General features: G+C 58.0%; 10 protein-coding genes. 6 read left to right on the top strand and 4 right to left on the bottom strand.

The features are described from left to right. The first annotated feature begins 16 nt into the window (after positions 1–16). Both AC1DFB_RS11355 and fdhF read left to right on the top strand, forming a co-directional pair. Positions 17–1,720 (top strand): NAD(P)H-dependent oxidoreductase subunit E, encoded by a 1,704-nt coding sequence (locus AC1DFB_RS11355; RefSeq protein ID WP_480763527.1) that lies wholly within the window; start codon positions 17–19, stop codon positions 1,718–1,720. An 11-nt stretch (positions 1,721–1,731) separates the two neighbouring features. Next, positions 1,732–4,518, top strand: coding sequence for a formate dehydrogenase subunit alpha (gene fdhF / locus AC1DFB_RS11350; protein ID WP_480921276.1), 2,787 nt, complete (start codon positions 1,732–1,734; stop codon positions 4,516–4,518). 47 nt (positions 4,519–4,565) lie between these two features. On the opposite strand, the gene AC1DFB_RS11345 is transcribed toward fdhF, so the two are convergent. From AC1DFB_RS11345 to AC1DFB_RS11335, 3 genes are all read right to left on the bottom strand, one after another. Continuing rightward, positions 4,566–8,648, bottom strand: a complete 4,083-nt coding sequence (locus AC1DFB_RS11345) for a translocation/assembly module TamB domain-containing protein (RefSeq protein WP_480921275.1) — start codon at positions 8,646–8,648, stop codon at positions 4,566–4,568. Next, entirely contained in the window at positions 8,648–10,453 is a 1,806-nt protein-coding gene (locus AC1DFB_RS11340) for an autotransporter assembly complex protein TamA (protein ID WP_170626495.1), read from the bottom strand. The genes AC1DFB_RS11345 and AC1DFB_RS11340 overlap by 1 nt, the downstream gene beginning before the upstream one ends. A 153-nt stretch (positions 10,454–10,606) precedes the next feature. Continuing rightward, positions 10,607–11,830, bottom strand: coding sequence for a urate hydroxylase PuuD (locus AC1DFB_RS11335; RefSeq protein ID WP_170397471.1), 1,224 nt, complete (start codon positions 11,828–11,830; stop codon positions 10,607–10,609). Positions 11,831–11,925: 95 nt separating this feature from the next. Between AC1DFB_RS11335 and AC1DFB_RS11330 the strand changes: the two genes are divergently transcribed. Further along, on the top strand, positions 11,926–12,840 hold the full coding sequence (locus tag AC1DFB_RS11330) for a LysR family transcriptional regulator (RefSeq protein ID WP_480921274.1): 915 nt from the start codon (positions 11,926–11,928) through the stop codon (positions 12,838–12,840). A 2-nt stretch (positions 12,841–12,842) separates the two neighbouring features. On the opposite strand, the gene uraH is transcribed toward AC1DFB_RS11330, so the two are convergent. Next, positions 12,843–13,199, bottom strand: coding sequence for a hydroxyisourate hydrolase (uraH, locus tag AC1DFB_RS11325; protein ID WP_480921273.1), 357 nt, complete (start codon positions 13,197–13,199; stop codon positions 12,843–12,845). 163 nt (positions 13,200–13,362) lie between these two features. Between uraH and puuE the strand changes: the two genes are divergently transcribed. From puuE to AC1DFB_RS11310, 3 genes are all read left to right on the top strand, one after another. Then, positions 13,363–14,781, top strand: coding sequence for an allantoinase PuuE (gene puuE / locus AC1DFB_RS11320; protein ID WP_480921272.1), 1,419 nt, complete (start codon positions 13,363–13,365; stop codon positions 14,779–14,781). Then, positions 14,778–15,263, top strand: coding sequence for an ureidoglycolate lyase (locus AC1DFB_RS11315; protein WP_170564627.1), 486 nt, complete (start codon positions 14,778–14,780; stop codon positions 15,261–15,263). The genes puuE and AC1DFB_RS11315 overlap by 4 nt, the downstream gene beginning before the upstream one ends. 67 nt (positions 15,264–15,330) lie before the next feature. Then, positions 15,331–16,758, top strand: coding sequence for a nucleobase:cation symporter-2 family protein (locus AC1DFB_RS11310; protein WP_170424357.1), 1,428 nt, complete (start codon positions 15,331–15,333; stop codon positions 16,756–16,758). Positions 16,759–16,774 lie beyond the last annotated feature (16 nt).

Here is a 16,774-nt window from a genome sequence, read left to right as displayed (position 1 = left end):
TCAATCGGAGGGCATCATGGCACCATTAGACACCAAGCCATCAGGCGCGCCAAAGGGCGTCTGGAAGTCAGGTAAAGGCAAGGGGCGGCACACGCCCAAAGGCCGTCAATTCTCGGACGAGGCACAAGCGGAAATTGCACGTCTGTTGGGTGACCGCCCGCGACGTCGCGACCTGCTGATTGAATTTCTGCATTTGATTCAGGACGCACACGGCCATATCAGCGCCGACCACATCGCCGCTCTGGCGGTTGAGATGCGGATCGGGCAGGCTGAGATTTACGAAACCGCAACCTTCTATGCCCATTTCGATGTAGTGAAAGAGGGTGAAACGCCTCCTCCGGCGTTGACGATCCGTGTGTGCGATTCGCTGTCCTGCGAAATGGCAGGTGCCCAGCAGCTGCAAAAAGCGCTGGAAGACGGTTTGGATGCCTCGCAGGTCCGCGTTGTCCGTGCGCCCTGCATGGGACGCTGCGACACCGCTCCAGTGCTGGAGATCGGTCACAACCACATCGACCACGCGACCCCCGAAAAAGTGCGGGCCGCTATTGTTGCCGATGACACCCATGCGCACCTGCCCGACTACGAAACCTTCGCGGCCTATGAGGCCGAAGGTGGCTACGCCAAACTGAAAGAGCTGCGCGAGGGCGGCGATTGGGAGAAGGTGCAGGAAGACGTACTGTCCTCGGGCCTGCGTGGTCTGGGCGGCGCTGGCTTCCCGTCGGGCAAGAAATGGGGCTTTGTTCGCATGAATGAAGGCCCGCGTTATCTGGCTGTCAACGGCGATGAGGGCGAGCCCGGGACATTCAAGGACCGCTACTATCTTGAGCGCACGCCGCATGTCTTCCTCGAAGGGATGCTGATCGCCGCTTGGGCCGTCGAGGCAGAGACCTGCTTTATCTATATGCGCGACGAATACCCGGCAGTTCTGGAAATCCTGCGTCGTGAGATTACCGCGCTCGAACAAGCCGGGATCGTCGAAGAAGGCTATATCGACCTGCGCCGTGGTGCTGGCGCTTACATCTGCGGTGAAGAATCCGCGATGATCGAATCGATCGAGGGCAAGAAGGGGCTGCCGCGCCACCGTCCTCCGTTCGTGGCGCAGGTTGGGGTCTTTAACCGTCCGACCTTGGTGCACAATGTCGAGACGCTCTATTGGGTGACCAAAGTTTGCCGTGAAGGGCCTGAATGCCTTAACAGCACCGAAAAGAACGGTCGCAAGGGTTTGCGTAGCTATTCGGTCTCGGGTCGTGTCGCAAAGCCGGGCGTTTACCTTCTGCCCGCTGGCTCCACCATTCTGGACGTGATCGAGGCTGCCGGAGGCATGGCCGGGGGCCAGACCTTCAAGGCTTATCAGCCGGGTGGTCCATCCTCGGGTCTGTTGCCTGCATCGATGGATGACATCCCGCTGGATTTCGACACGTTGCAACCGCATGGCACCTTCATCGGGTCCGCTGCGGTTGTGGTTCTGTCCGATCAGGACACCGCCCGCGATGCGGCGCTGAACATGCTGCGCTTCTTCGAAGACGAAAGCTGCGGCCAGTGCACGCCCTGCCGCGCAGGCTGCGAAAAGGCGGTCAAGCTGATGCAAGCCGACAAATGGGATCAGGACCTGCTGGAAGACCTGTGTCAGGTCATGGGCGATGCCTCGATCTGCGGTCTGGGGCAGGCGGCCCCGAACCCGATCCGCCTTGTCATGAAACATTTCGCTGACGAAATCTGAGGGAGACAGCCATGCTTGATGCAAGCCCAAACAAGACCGTCACCTTCAACCTGAATGGCGAAGATGTCACCGTGCCCGAGGGCTGGACCATCTGGGAAGCGGCCAAGGGGCAGGGGTTCACCATCCCTCACCTGTGTCACAAGCCGCAACCGGGCTATCGCCCTGACGGCAACTGCCGCGCCTGTATGGTCGAGGTGGAAGGCGAGCGCACGCTGGTCGCCTCGTGCATCCGTCCGGCAGCCGACGGCATGGTGGTTAAGACCGACAGCGACCGGGCCGAGAAATCGCGCGCGATGGTCATGGAGCTGTTGGTTGCGGATCAGCCTGAGGAAGCGCACGACACCTCCAGCCACTTCTGGGATATGGCCAAGCTGAACCATGTCATTGACAGCCGTTTCCCGGCGAAAGAGGCCGAGAAAATCCCGCTGTTGGATGACAGCCACGTTGCGATGCGCGTCAATCTGGACGCCTGCATCAACTGCAACCTTTGCGTCCGGGCCTGCCGCGACGTGCAGGTCAACGACGTGATTGGTATGGCCGGTCGTGGCCACACAGCGCAGGTGGTGTTCGACCAGAACGACCCGATGGGTGCTTCGACCTGTGTGGCTTGTGGTGAATGCGTGCAGGCCTGCCCGACCGGTGCTTTGATGCCAGCAACCGTACTGGATGACCAGCAGCGAGGCGACAGCAAGGATTACGATAGCGAAACGGAAAGCGTCTGCCCGTTCTGCGGCGTGGGCTGTAAGGTTTCGCTCAAGGTCAAAGACGGCAAGGTGAAGTATGTCGAGGGCATCAACGGCCCTGCAAACGAAGGTCGTCTGTGCGTCAAAGGCCGCTTTGGCTTTGACTACATTCACCATCCGCATCGCCTGACCAAGCCGCTGATCCGTCGCGAGGATGCTCCAGCCAAGGGATTGAACGTCGATCCCGGCAACCTGAATACCCATTTCCGTGAAGCAACGTGGGAAGAGGCGATGGATTTGGCCGCGACCAAGCTGATGGACTTGCGCGACAAAGACCCGCGCAGCGTTGCAGGCTTCGGCTCGGCCAAGTGCACCAACGAAGAAGCCTATCTGTTCCAGAAGTTCATCCGTCAGGGCTTCCGCCACAACAATGTCGACCACTGCACCCGTCTGTGCCACGCGTCATCTGTTGCGGCCCTGATTGAGAATGTGGGCTCGGGTGCTGTGACCGCGACCTTCAACGAGATCGAAAACGCGGATGTGGCGATCATCATCGGGGCCAACCCGATTGAAAACCACCCTGTCGCTGCGACCTACTTCAAGCAGTTCACCAAACGTGGTGGCAAGCTGATAGTTATGGACCCGCGCGGCGTTGGGATGCGTAAGTTTGCTGATGAGATGCTTCAATTCCGTCCCGGTGCGGATGTTTCGATGCTGAACGCGATCATGAACGTGATCGTGGAAGAAGAGCTCTATGACAGCCAGTACATCCACCGCTGGACCGAAAACTGGGAAGCCGAAAAAGAACACCTGCGCCAGTTCACGCCTGAGGCTATGTCGCCGATCTGTGGCATCGAACCGGATCAACTGCGCCGAGTGGCGCGCACCTTTGCGCAAGCCAAGGCCGGTCTGATTTTCTGGGGTATGGGTGTCAGCCAGCACATCCATGGCACCGACAACTCGCGCTGCTTGATCTCGTTGGCTCTGATGACCGGCAATGTTGGTAAACCCGGTGCAGGTCTTCACCCTCTGCGCGGGCAGAACAACGTGCAAGGTGCCTCAGACGCGGGCCTGATCCCGATGTTCCTGCCGGACTATCAGTCCGTTACCGACGACGGCATTCGGGCCAAGTTCACCAACGTCTGGAATGACGACCGCGACTTCTCGAACGAGAAGGGGCTGACCGTCACCGAGATCATCGATCAGGCTTATGCGGGCAACATCAAGGGTATGTACATCCAGGGGGAAAACCCCGCCATGTCCGACCCCGATGTGAATCACGCGCGCGACGCACTGGCCAAGCTGGAACTGATGATCGTGCAGGATATCTTCCTGACCGAAACGGCGAACTATGCCGACATCATTCTGCCCGCCTCAGCGCTCTATGAGAAGAACGGCACCGTGTCGAACACCAACCGTCAGGTACAGCGTGTGCGACCTGCCGTTAACCCTCCGGGCGAAGCGCGCGAGGATTGGAAGATCACCGTTGAGCTGGCGCAGCGGATCGGTTTGAACTGGGATTATTCCGATGTTTCTCAGGTCTTTGCTGAGATGAAGCTGACGATGAATTCGCTCGACAACATCACGTGGGAACGGCTTGAGACGGAGACGATCACTTACCCGTCACTGTCCGAGACAGACCCAGGTCAGGCGATTGTGTTCGGCGATGGTTTCCCACGTGCGGATGGTCGCGCCCGGTTCACGCCAGCCAGTGTCATCCCACCGGATGAGGCCCCGGATGATGAATACCCGATGATCGCCACCACTGGGCGCCAGCTGGAGCATTGGCATACCGGGTCGATGACCCGCCGGTCCAACGTTCTGGATGCCGTGGAACCTGAAGCGAACTGCTCGATGAACCCGCGTACATTGAAACTGATGGGAATTGAGCCGGGCGATATGATCCGTCTGACTACTCGCCGCGGTTCGATTGAAATCATGGTGCGGGCCGACCGGGCGATTGCCGAAGATATGGTGTTCATCCCGTTCGCCTATGTCGAGGCGGCGGCGAATATCCTGACCAACTCGGCCATCGATCCTTATGGCAAGATCCCCGAATTCAAGTTCTCGGCAATTCGCGTCGAAAAGATCGTAGACGCCGTCGCGGCGGAATAGTCTTCAATCAACTGAAAAAAGGCGGCCCTTTGGGGTCGCCTTTATTTTCAGTAGTCGCGTTCGAAAAAGATACCCAAACCCGTCTCGCCCCGGCCATCCACCGTGCCGCGCACCGTGAAGCTGTCGGTGACGTCGAGGTTCAAATTCACCTCGGTGTCACCTTCGGTATTGACGGTGAAATCGGTGTAGAGATTGTCGCTTAGATATGCGCCCGCACCAAGGCTGCCCCCACCGCCCTCAGTCGCGCCTAGGTCGATAGTGTCCAGGCCCGTGGCCTCGCGCACCCCTTTGGTAGTATCCCCGCCCGCGCCGCTGAGTTGGGCAAGTGAGGCCGCCATCTGGGCGATCACAAAAGGCGACAGCTCCGAGAAGCGGTTGCCGAATAACAACATGGCCAGCGCTTCCTCGGTCGGGCGCTCTGGATCGGAGAATACGTCGACCTCGGGTGAGTCCAGCGGCCCGGCGATCTCGATCGTTGCGGTGCCGTCCGAGGTGCTGGAGGACGATTCAAACTCGATATATGGCGTCAGGTCACCCTGCAGGGTGACCACACCCTTAGTCAGCGCAAGGCGGCGACCAAGGATATCAATATTACCTCGGATAAGCTCAATCTGGCCTGACGGCACAACAGAAGTTGTAGTTCCACCAATTTGTATGCGACCGCCCAGTTCCGCGTTCACGCCGCGTCCTCGGACAAAAACTGCCTTGGGTGCAAGCAATCCGATGTCGAGCGTCATGCGCGAGTTGCTTTTAGTCTCATCCTCGGTTTCCACCAGATTGGCGCGTTCCCGCGTTACGAAACCGGCACGGCTTTCGTTCAGGTGTTGGATCGTCGGAATTGGTGCTGCGCCGACTGCTCCTGCGGCGGCTGCAAGATTGATGTTGGTTTCGCCAAAGTTGATCTGCCCGGCCAGCGAACTGTTACCGGCCAATGCCCCGGTCAGGGCGATCTGACCGTTCAATGTGGTCTCATAGAGCAGCTTGTCTGTCAGCACGAGATTGTTGAGCGCTGTGGTTATCTGGGCGTTGAAGGGTGGCGTCAGATCAATCGGGCCGTTGACGGTAAACCCTCCGCCCGCGCGTAACCCACCCTGCAGTGCAATCGTGGCGCGGCTTTGCGCGATGTTTACGGAACCCCCGATGCCAGTGATTGTCTGTCCCACATCGGGCAAGGCCATCGACGCGCCGGATGTTGAAATCGTTCCGCTAAGCGCATCCAGCGCAGGTGCCCCTTTCAGGGCCAGATCGAACCGGGCAGTACCGGCCAGATTGTTGGGAGAGATAAATGCATTGGCGATACCGATGTTGACACCGCCCTGCATCTTCAGATCCGTTTCGCCGCTGGTTTCGTTAAAGGTCCCGGCAACCGTTGTATTGATATCGGCGGGGCCATTAGCCTTTGCGTCGATGGTCCACATCCCGGCGTCGCGGAGGGCGGTACCACTGGCGGCGACGGTTCCGGGGAAATCGGGCACAAAACGTTCGACCCGATTCAGGCGGGCGTCAAAATTTAGATCCGCGGTGCCACCGGTTTCTACAGTTCCGGTTAAATTGGCGTACGAGCTATCTGGTCCCTGCAGGCGCGCATTGCCTTCCAAACCGGACCCTGTAGGGGCGACGTTGCCATCCAGCGTGAGCGGCCCGGACAATGTCGAAGATAGACGGCCGATGTCGTCCAGCATGGCCGAGAAATCGAGGCCACCGGCCTCCCGATCCAATCGGCCCGATGCATCTGCGGTCAGCGCGGTTCCGTTCAGACTGAAAGTGCGGATGTTCAGCCCCTGATCATCGTTGGCGGCATCCACGTTCAGCGTGGTTCGTCCCTGTACCAACGCATCTACGGCTTGGATACCCGTGGCAAGGTCGTCTGCGCTCAGGTTGCCTTTGATATCAAAGGCCTTGCTGCTTTGCGCGGCCCGACCGGTGACGTCGGCATCAATCGACCCAGCCAGATCAAGCCCGGCGAGGCCGGAGAACAAAGACAGGTCGGGGGCGTTCAGCTTGGCGCTTCCATCCACCGCGATGTTTCCGGTGGGGTCATCGATGGTTGCGCCTACCTCAGCAGTAATAGCAGCACTTTTGACCGTGGCGTTTCGAATAACGATTTGGTTGCCCGAATGCGCACCGTCCAGATTGATTGATATCCGGCCTTTCAACAGCGGGTCGAACTCGCTCATCCCGGTTTCGATATTTGTTCCGATCACGCTGGCTTGGCCGTCGAATTCCAACGTCTGTACGGTGCCTTTGCCATCCAGCCGGGCCTGTAATGCGCCCGCCAGATCACGCTGTGCGATGCCTGAGAACACCGCCAGATTTGGGGCGTTCACGCTGGCCTGACCGTCAATCGTCAGATTGCCATTTGGGGTCGTGACCGTGCCGCTGGCCTGCGCTGTAAGAGCGTCGCCGTTCACGGTGAAATCGCGAATTGTTACCCCTTCGGTGTCGCGTTTGGCATCCAGAACGATTTCGGTTTCACCCGTGATCATTGGATCAATATCGTCACGCCCGGTCACCAGATCACGCCCATTCACCGTGACCTTGCCGTCAAAGCTGCGTTCCAGTGGCGAGCCCTTTCCAGCCACCTGGATCGAAGCCTCGCCACCAAGCTGAAGCTGTGCCAGGTCCGAGAACCGCGACAGGTCGGTCGCCTGCAGCAGTGCCGTGCCATCAACCTGCAACCCGGTCGCAAGCCCGCTGATCAACGCATCAGCGTCTAGGGTATAGTCGCTGCCGACCAGTTCGACCCCGGACAATTGCAATGTCTGGTCGCTGCCGTACTCGAACTGTCCATCCAGTGTGACCTGATTTCCGACGGCGGCATTCAGTGCGGCATCTGTCAGATCAATGCCATCCAACACAGCCTGCAGATCGCCATCGACCGACAGCCCGCTGGATTGATCTAGCGTGCCTTGCCCGCTGATCCGTGCATGATCGAGGTTCAGGTTGGGGGTTTCAATCTTGTTGGTCGTCAGGCTCAGGTCCCAGAGATTGCCATTCTCGGTATTGTACAAGGCCGAAATCTGCGCCGCGCCGATTGACGTATCGCCGCCGCTGACGGGCAGGACGACCTTGTCACCTTCCGGCGGCGTGATACGACCTTGCAGGGCGACCAGTTTCAAAACACCGCCCGAAGCAAGGCTAAGTTCGCTTTTGAGGTCCAGCGCTTCCGAGGTAATCTCGATATCCGATATATCCAGCGCCCCGTCAGAATGGGTGCGCCCATCTACAAACAGCCGTGTGTCGGTACCGAAGAACGTGTCCATCTCTTCGGCCAGAAACGGCGTCAGGTCGCCTCCGACATCGGCAGTAAACGCGATTCCATCGGAAGCGTTGCCACTCTCTTCGGCTGTGCGCAGTCGTACCTGACCGGACACGCGAAGCTGCTGATCGCTGCTTAGACCGATATCAGCATTAAAATCCGTTATCGGCCCCGAGCCTTTTGCAGTCAGCTCAAGCGGCGGGGCATCGGGGATGGACAGGGCCGTTGCGATCAGACCGCCTGAGGCTTCGGCTACGGTCAAGTCCAGATCGATCTGGCGGCTGTCGTTCTGAAAGCCTGCTTTCAGATCAATCGTGTCCCCGGCGCGGTCCAGTCGGTCGATATCCAGCGTAGTATCCAGTGTTCCATCAGCCAGCGATAGGTTGCCGTTCACGGCAAGCTCGGCAGCGACGCCGATCAGCGGCTCACCTAAAGACAGGTCATCGACGCGCAGCTCTCCGATTTCGATCGAAACCGGAAGCTCAGGTAGTTGGAAGGGTTGGGTTTCGGCTGAAGGGGGCGGTGCGTACTTAGTTGTTGTACCGGGTGCGCGGGCGATATCGATTTCCTGCGCCGATAGTGTGTTGACCGAGAACCGACCGCGCAGCAGTGCCAATCGGTTCCAGTCCAATTCAGCGTTTTTAATGGTGAGCCAGACGCCGTCGTCATCGGCGACTGTGATTTCTTGAATCGTCGCACGCGAACTCAGAGCTCCTTCAAGGCCGATCACCCGCACATTCTGATCATCACCAGACAGGGTATCTTGCAGAAACTGCTCGATCATGCTGCCGCCCTCGTCCTGAGCGGTCGCCGCGATGGGAACGGTGATCGCTGCTGAACTTAGCAACAGGGGATATACAACGCGACGCATCAAAAGGCTTGCCCGATCCCGAGGTAGAATTGCAGCCCGTCACCCGTATCGCCCTGAACCGGCACCGCAAGGTCAAAGCGCAAGGGCCCGAAGCCGCCCAGATCATAACGGATCCCAAGGCCCGCGCCAGAATGCTCTTCCGCGCCGCTGCCGATGAATGAGGACGTGTCGACCACACCGTAGTCATAAAACCCAACCAACGAGATTGCGTCAGTGACTTTGCCTCGGACCTCGGCTGAGAGCCCCAGAAAAGATTTGCCACCGGCGACACCATCCCCGACGGGGATACCTAGGCTTTCAAATGGCTGACCCCGTACTGTACCGGCACCACCCGAGAAGAACAGGAAATCTGGAGTCACACCATCTGCCGGAGGTCCGAGGACCGATCCCAACTGCACCCGGCCTGCCAACACCAGCCGACCGGCGGTGCCCAGATCGTTATAGGCGCGACCGTCAAAGAACATTCTCAGGCCGGTATCCGACCCGGAGAACCCGACAAAGGGCATGACTTGCGAGTCTAGATAATAACCGCGCGTCGCGCTGACCTTGCTGTCGCGTTCATCCCATTCTGACCGGAACGGAAGAATGAAGTATCGAAACTTGCGCCCATCGCCATAGGCGTCATCTGCGTCCGACCATTGGAAACCTGCTGAGGCTTCGGCGTAGAGGCGGTCAGAGAATGTGCGGCGTGCACCATAGGCAAGCGAGGCGACGGTGACGTTGTAGTTTTCGGTATTGCGCCGTTCCAGCAGGGCGCTCCAGAATGTATTGTCGTCAGGGCCCAGACGATCAGGTTGATCCAGGCGCAGACCAATGCGTCCATCGATATCCTCGGCCCCGCCGATATTGCGGATTGCCGCCTCGAACCGCAGCCTTTCGGCTCGCCGGAAAACGTTTCGATGGGTCCACGTAGCTGTAAGATCAACCCCGTCGCGCGAGGCAATCTCGGCCCCAAAGGTCAGGCGGCGCGGTGGCAGGTCTTCGAAAGTTGCGTCGAAATCAAGCGTGCCATCCGGGTTGGGTTCTTCATGTTCCTTGAGCGAAACCGTAGCGAATGTGCCGGTGCGCCGCAGGCGGGTGCCAACCTTTTGGACCTGTTCAGGCGAATAAACCTCACCCGACGGGAAGCCTGCGACTTTCTCAATCGACCGATGGCGGACATTTGTATCGCCCTGAATGATCATTTTGCCGAACCGCAACCTTGGCCCCGGAGCCAGATCAATTGTCGCGTCCAGCCGTGCCTGCGCATGGCGCGCTATTACTTTCTGATCTTCCACTTCCGCCTTGGCATGGCCTGTATCGCGCCAGCCCTGCACCCCGGCCGAAGCCGCCTGTTGGATCGCTCCGGTGGTCGCGGTCTTACCCGTGGCGAACTCTTCGGGCAGTTCCGTGCCCGGTGCCAGCGGTTGCACGACAGCCGTTCCGAACTTGAACTTCCGTCCCGGTGTGACAAGGATAGTCGCCCGTTTGAATTGGGCTGGAACGTTCAGCGAATTGATTTTGGCGGCTTCCTGCCCGTCAAGCTTGATGCTGACGACGGGGCTGAAATAGCCTTCGTCGTACATGATCTGAACGATGGTGCGGTAGTCGGACAAAGCTGCCGACAGTATTTCCAGTGACGTATCAAGACCACGCGATTCCGAGGTGAAGATGGATGAAGTCTCTTCCAAGCGGTCGACCAGATCTTCAGATGCACCAGGGGCGGATAGGGTCGTTTCTAGCGCGGTAGCAAGATTGGGGGACAAGGCCACAAACGCACCAAAAAGCCAGCCTCTCAGATCGCTGCGCGGTCTGCTCCCTGTCATTGTATGGCTCCAACTGCCCCAAGTCGAAATCGCTATGGCCGCGAAACAAAACGAATGCGGCGTGTTGAATTCATTTAGAGCATCTGACGGCGCTTAGGGGAAGAACTAAACAAAGTTCAGGTGTTTTTATTGGCAAACTCGTGTGCCAATCCGCTACAGACCGGCATTTCGGAACCAGCGAACAATCGCATCCCGGTCTTCAGGTTCCATATAGGTCACGTTCGCGGGAGGCATGGCATGTGTGACGCCGGATTGCAGATAAATCTGTTGCGCGTTCTGAGCAATGTCAGCTTTTGTTTCCAGCAGGACACCTTTGGGTGCCCACAGGATGCCTTCCCAGACAGGCTCGCGCGCGTGGCACATAGAACAGCGACCCAGAACTATGTCCTGTGCTTCTTCAAAGCCATCCGCTGATGCGAATTTCTGTTCGTAGGGAGTTAGTTGCCGCGCTTCGGCCTCTTCCAACGGGTCGTTCATCGAAGCGGTCGACAACCACATGATGGTCATGAACAGCAAAGCCGTTACCAGCCAGGTCCAGGTTGGGTTTCCAGCGCGCGCGTGGCGGGTGTTGAAATAGTGCCGGATTGTGACACCCATCAGGAAGACCAGCGCGGCGATGATCCAATTGTACTCGGTCGCAAAAGCCAGCGGATAGTGGTTCGACAACATCAGAAACACGACCGGCAATGTCAGATAGTTGTTGTGGGTCGAACGCAGCTTGGCGATCTTGCCGTATTTCGGATCAGGTGTGCGCCCGTTCTTTAGGTCGTCCACCACAATGCGCTGGTTTGGCATGATGATGAAGAACACATTTGCGGTCATGATTGTGGCCGTGAAAGCCCCCAGATGCAGCATCATCGCGCGACCGGTGAATATCTGGTTATATCCCCAGCCCATAATCACCAGCAGCACGAACAGAAGAACCATCAGCAATGTCGGACGCTCGCCCAATCCCGACTTGCAAAGAAAATCGTAGACCAGCCAACCGACAGTCAGCGAGGCAGCCGAGATCAATATGCCTTGCCATAGCGCCAGATCCGCCTTTTGGGCATCGATCAGATAGAGCTCTCCGCCTACCCAGTAGACGATCATCAGTAGCGCGGCACCGCTGAGCCATGTGGCATAGCTTTCCCATTTAAACCAGGTCAGGTGGTCGGGCATACGCTCCGGAGCGACGAGATATTTCTGGATGTGATAGAATCCTCCGCCATGGACTTGCCATTCCTCGCCGTCCGCCGGTCCGGGGATATCGCGGTTCAAACCAAGATCCAGCGCGATGAAGTAGAAGGATGATCCGATCCAGGCAATCGCGGTGATAACGTGCAACCAGCGCACGCCAAAACCAATCCAATCCCAGAAAACGGCGAAGTCGTACATGCTTATGTCTCCGATTGCGTTGCGCCACACTAGGCAAACGGGCTTTTCTTCGGTATTCCCGTATATTGTCAAACTGTATCAAAAAAAACGATAAGATGTCCTATCTCGACAACATTCGAACCTTTGTCCGGGTCTATGACTTGGGCAGCATGTCAGCCGCCGGGCGGGATATGAGAATTTCACCTGCGGTGACGTCGGCGCGAATATCGCAGTTGGAGGATCATCTGGGAGTGCGCCTGTTTCAGCGCACAACCCGGAACCTGACACCAACGGAACAGGGGCGGGCGTTCTACCCCGGCGCGGTTGCGGTTCTGGATGCAGTTGATGAGGCAGAGGCCCAAGTCACGCATCTGACCGAAGCCCCCCGCGGGTCTCTGTTTGTTGCTGCGCCCTTGGGTGTCGGGCGCCGGTTATTGGCGCCTCATGTGCCTGATTTTCTGTCAGGATACCCTGAGATTGATGTGCGTCTAAGACTGACAGACCGCTCGGTTGATCTGACCACCGAAGGCTTGGATCTGGCTTTTTTCATCGGTCAGCCCGAAGACAGTACATTGCGCATTCGCAAGATTGCGGATTGCCAGCGTGTGCTATGTGCAGCCCCTGATTACGTGAGCCGATGTGGGATGCCAGAAGCTGGATCCGATCTGATTTCAGGCAAGCATGAATGCTTGAACCTGCGCTTCCCCGGCGCGGCAGAGTTTCAGTGGATGCTGGAAACTCCCGATGGCCCGAAACGATTTGCTGTCTCGGGCAGGTATGAATGTGACGATGGTGATGTTTTGACCGATTGGGCGCTGTCTGGGCAAGGTATTGCCATGAAACCCGTTTTTGAAGTGTCAGAGCATTTGAAGGCGGGGAGGCTGATCCCGGTGGCGATGAAGACGCCTCCGGTTCCCGTGCAAATGGCCTGCCTGTATACGCATCGCCGCCATCAGGACCCGAAGGCGCGGCTGTTTATGGATTTCATGATTGACCGGATCGGCAAAGTGGTTCGAAGCGCCGAAGTCTAGGGCTAGCTGCCCCGGTAAGTCGAATAGCCGTAGGGGGACAACAGCAGCGGAACGTGGTAGTGCGCGTTCGCATCGGACATGCCAAAGCGGATCGGCACCTGATCCAGAAACAGAGGATCATCGCCATCCTGACCCGTCGCGCGCAGGTAATCTCCGGCGAAGAATATCAGCTCATAAGTGCCGGTTTTAAAGTCGTCCTGCGGTAAGATCGGGCTATTGGTTCGGCCATCCGCGTTGGTTTCCATCTCGACCAGTTTACGGTGCGAGTTCCCTGACACTTTGTAGAGCGCGATTTTCAACCCCTCAGCGGGGCAGCCGCGCGCCGTGTCGAGAACGTGGGTTGTCAGATAGCCAGCCAAGGGTCTCTCCTATGTGTTTCTTTTGGTGTGCCACAGTCTGGGCCAAACCGCAAAATGGTTGAAATGCCGAAAGAACTGGAAACAGTGTTCGGATTGATTTGATAATCAATAGACCGTTTCTGCGGTAAAGCTGTCAAAACACCTAACCGGACTGGAAGACCCTATGCAGCCGCCTCGTTACCCCCGCGATATGATCGGATACGGAGCCAACCCACCTGACGCCGCATGGCCCGGCGGTGCAAAACTGGCTGTGCAGTTTGTGTTGAACTACGAAGAAGGCGGCGAGAACTGTGTCCTGCACGGGGACGCTGCGTCCGAGGCGTTCTTGTCCGAGATCGTTGGGGCGGCGCAGTGGCCGGGCCAGCGTCATTGGAACATGGAATCGATCTATGAATACGGCTCGCGGTCGGGGTTCTGGCGCCTGCATCGCTTGATGAAAGACCTACCGATCACCGTTTATGGTGTGGCTACCGCGTTAGCGCGTTCGCCAGATCAGGTTGCGGCGATGAAATCGGCAGGGTGGGAGATTGCCAGCCATGGCCTGAAATGGGTCGAGCACAAGGATATGCCCGAGGCGGAAGAACGGGCCCAGATCGCCGAAGCGATCCGTCTGCATGCCGAAGTTGTAGGGGATCGCCCGCGCGGCTGGTACACTGGGCGCTGTTCGGACAACACCGTGCGTCTGGTCGCCGAGGAAGGTGGCTTTGCTTATGTTGCCGATACCTATGCAGACGATCTACCCTACTGGATGCAAACCGGTGGTCGGGATCAGTTAATTGTGCCCTACACGCTGGATTGCAACGATATGCGCTTTGCCACGCCGCAGGGGTTCAATGCCGGAGACCAGTTCTATTCCTATCTGAAAGACAGTTTCGACGTGCTTTATGCGGAAGGCGAAGCTGGCGCTCCCAAGATGCTGTCGATCGGCTTGCACTGTCGCCTGATCGGAAGACCGGGTCGTGTTATGGCACTGAAACGATTTCTGGATTACGCGCGCGGGTTCTCGGACGTGTGGTTCGCGACGCGATTGCAGATTGCCGAGCATTGGGCCGAAAAGCACCCGGCGGCTGAGCGTCCACAACCCTCGCAAATGGGCCGCGAAGAATTCGTCTCTGCGTATGGAGGTATCTTCGAGCATTCCGCTTGGATCGCCGAGCGCGCCTATGATCTGGAATTGGGCGCGGCGCATGACACGGCAGGCGGATTACACAATGCTTTGACCCGCATGTTCCGGTCCGCCTCAACCGAGGAACGGTTGGGCGTTTTGACGGCCCACCCTGATCTCGCGGGAAAACTGGCGCAGGCTAAGCGGCTGACACAGGAAAGCACGTCCGAGCAAGCCTCGGCAGGGCTTGATGCGCTGACGGATGAGGAACGCGCCACCTTCACCGAACTGAACCAGCGCTATACGGAAAAATTCGGCTTTCCGTTCATCGTTGCCGTACGGGACCACAACAAGGCTTCGATCCTAAACGCATTCGAACGGCGCATCGAACAGGATCGCGAAACCGAGTTCGCCGAGGCCTGCCGACAGGTCGAGCGGATTGCCGAGTTCCGTCTTCGCGATGTGCTGCCCTCATGACACGGATTGTCGCTGAACCGATCTCGGCCGAAGCTTTCGCACCGTTTGGTGATCTGATTGATGTGTCAGGTGAGGCCGACAAGATCATCAACCAGGGCCAGTGCGGGCGGTATCATGATCGGGCAAGGCTGGATTTCGGTGATGCCCAAGCGGGCATCAGCCTGTTCAATGCAAACCCACGCGAACTGCCTTATCAGCTAGCGATGGTTGAGCGTCATCCCGACGGCAGCCAGGCGTTCATTCCGATGACTCACCAGCCCTTTCTCGTGATCGTCGCCCCGGATGAGGAGGGGCAACCGGGTCGTCCTCGCGCGTTCATTACACAGCCAGGACAGGCGGTGAACTATCACCGGGGAACATGGCACGGAGTCCTGACACCCTTGCATGGACCCGGTCTGTTCGCAGTCGTTGATCGGATCGGGGAAGGCCCGAACTTGGAGGAATACTGGTTCAGCACACCGTACGAGGTGGTCAACCGCTGAAACCAGAACCGAAGCCGCCAGAGAAGCGGTAAGAACCCCATTGGATCTTAGGGAGGACAATGAGATCATGGCTGAAACTTCGATAGGGACGCCCGAACAGCTTCGGGACCCAAACTTCACACCCGCCTTGCACAAGGCGATACCGCTGGGCATTCAGCACGTTTTGGCGATGTTCGTCTCGAACGTGACACCGGCCATCATCGTGGCGGGCGCTGCCGGGTTTGGATTTGGGTCGAACTCCCCGGATTTTCCCGAACTGCTGTACCTGATCCAGATGTCGATGCTGTTTGCAGGGCTGGCGACACTGCTGCAGACTATCACGATTGGCCCGGTCGGAGCGGCTCTGCCGATTGTACAGGGAACGAGCTTTGCGTTTTTGCCCATCATGATCCCCCTGGTCGCCGGAAAAGGCGTGGATGCCTTAGGGGCGCTGTTTTGCGGTGTCCTGGTTGGCGGCTTGTTTCATGCCTTTCTTGGCCTCTTCATAGGCAAGATACGGTTTGCGCTTCCGCCGCTGGTCACCGGACTTGTCGTAACAATGATCGGTTTGGCGCTGGTCAAGGTCGGCATACAATACGCCGCTGGTGGTGTGCCTGCGATTGGAACTCCTGAGTATGGATCGCTGCTCAACTGGTCGGCTGCACTGGTTGTGGTTGTTGTGACGCTTGGCCTCAAGTTCTTTGCACGCGGTATGCTGTCGGTGTCTGCCGTACTGGTTGGTTTGGCCATCGGCTACGTCTATGCCCTGATGGTCGGGATGGTGACGTTCGAGGCCATTGGCACAAGTTGGTCACGCGCCTCAGCTTTTGCTCTGCCCGTACCGTTCAAATATGGGTTTGAGTTCTCTCTGGCCGCCGTGATCGGCTTTTGTCTGATGTCTTTTGTCTCGGCCATCGAGACCGTCGGAGACGTATCGGGTATCACCAAGGGGGGTGCAGGTCGCGAAGCAACCGACAAGGAAATCGCTGGCGCGACCTATGCCGATGGTTTCGGAACAGCGATTGCCGGTATGTTTGGCGGGTTTCCCAATACGTCCTTCAGCCAGAATGTCGGTTTGATTGCGATGACGGGCGTCATGAGCCGCCATGTCGTGACCTGTGGAGCTATCTTCCTGATCCTGTGTGGCCTTGTGCCAAAAGTCGGGGCAATTATCCGCACCGTGCCTATCGAAGTGCTGGGCGGTGGTGTGATCGTCATGTTCGGCATGGTGGTCGCGGCAGGTATCTCGATGCTGTCAGACGTGGATTGGAACCGTCGCAACATGGTGATCTTTGCGATTTCGCTGTCGATCGGTCTTGGGTTGCAGCTGGAACCCGGCGCGGTTCAGCACCTACCTGATACACTTCGTATCCTGATGACCAGCGGCCTGCTGCCCGCAGCGCTGATCGCCATTGTACTGAATTTGGTCCTGCCAGAAGAACTGGCTGAAGAATCGACTGAAGAGGTTTCAGGGGGTATGGCCGGTCACGGCGCGGGTAGCCTACCTCACGATTGAGGTCTTGAAGTAATCC

Source organism: Ruegeria sp. S84, from assembly GCF_056583445.1.
This window is presented reverse-complemented; position numbering and strand designations above follow the sequence as displayed.